This window comes from Paenibacillus thermotolerans, from assembly GCF_028745515.1.
Classification (GTDB): Bacteria; Bacillota; Bacilli; order Paenibacillales; family YIM-B00363; genus Paenibacillus_AE; species Paenibacillus_AE thermotolerans.
This window is the reverse complement of the sequence record NZ_JAQZSG010000088.1, coordinates 1-1,257: the sequence shown is the minus strand read 5'-3', so window position 1 is coordinate 1,257 and position 1,257 is coordinate 1. Positions and strand designations below refer to the sequence as shown.

Annotated in this window: 1 pseudogene; it reads left to right on the top strand. The window is 45.1% G+C overall.

Features of this window, described 5'->3' with window-relative positions:
* Window positions 1–63 precede the first annotated feature (63 nt).
* Window positions 64–1,232: pseudogene (locus PT964_RS26325) on the top strand (IS3 family transposase).
* Window positions 1,233–1,257 lie beyond the last annotated feature (25 nt).

The following is a 1,257-nucleotide window of genomic DNA, read 5'->3' as shown; positions in this document are numbered from 1 at the left end:
AAAGTGGACACTCCGAATTAGTACCTTCATAATCAAATTATCATGGAGAGCGGAGTGTGCAGTATGGGACAGCAACGTCAGCGTTACAACAAGGAGTTTAAAGAAGAGACAGTAAAGTACATTCAACAACATCGTAAATCGTTACCTGAGATTGCCGAAGAGCTGAATATCCCTGTCAAGACCTTGAGGCAATGGCTGACCCAGTATCGCCAATTCAAGGATGAGCCCTTTGTAGGAAGCGGTAATCTCAGGGAAGCAGATCGCCTTTTGAAGGAGAAAGATGATTTAATCAATGATCTGCAAGAGGAGATCGTCATCCTAAAAAAGGCCATGCACTTCTTCACGAAAGACCCGAAATAAAGTTCCAGTTCATCGAGGAACATCGCTCCGAATTTCGGGTTGAGAAGATGTGCAGCGTACTAGGTGTGTCCCGGAGTGGTTACTACAAGTGGCTTAAAGCCCCTAAGAGCGAGCGTACGCGCCGGCGTGAGGAGTTAGCCAAACAAGTTGAGTTTCACTTTCATGACAATGATGGTATTTACGGGGCTCCCAAGATTACGGACTGCCTCAAGGACAAAGGAATAGTGGTTGGTGAGAAAACAGTGGGCCGCATCATGCGAGAAAAAGGCCTTCGTTCCTGTACGGTAAAGAAATTTAAAGTACCAACAACAGACTCTGACCACAACCTGCCAGTAGCCCCAAATTTGCTTAACCAGCAGTTTGAAACCACTGCTCCCAATAAAGTTTGGATGACAGACATTACATACATTTGGACCCGCCAAGGCCATCTTTATCTAGCCAGTGTAATGGATCTATTTACACGTAAAATCGTGGGATGGTCACTTCTACCAACGTTGTCAAAAGAACTTGTTATACAAGCGCTTGACCGTGCTGTGAAGGCTCAGAAACCGCCTCCTGGCCTTATCCATCATTCAGACCGTGGCTCTCAATATGCTTCACACGATTACCAGGAGCGACTTAAAAAGCACAAGATGATCTGCAGCATGAGTCGTAAAGGAAATTGTTATGACAATGCTTGTATCGAGTCATTCCACGGGATTCTTAAGCGGGAGCTCGTGTACCGTGAGAAATTTTCAACAAGGCAAATAGCGCAACAGAGAATTTACTGGTACCTTGAGTTTTTTTACAACCGTAAAAGAAAACATAGCTCACTTGGTTACCTTTCACCGGATCGGTTTGAGGCTCAGTTTTTTGCGGGCAATGCAGCCTGAAGTACGAAATTTTCTGTGTCCACTC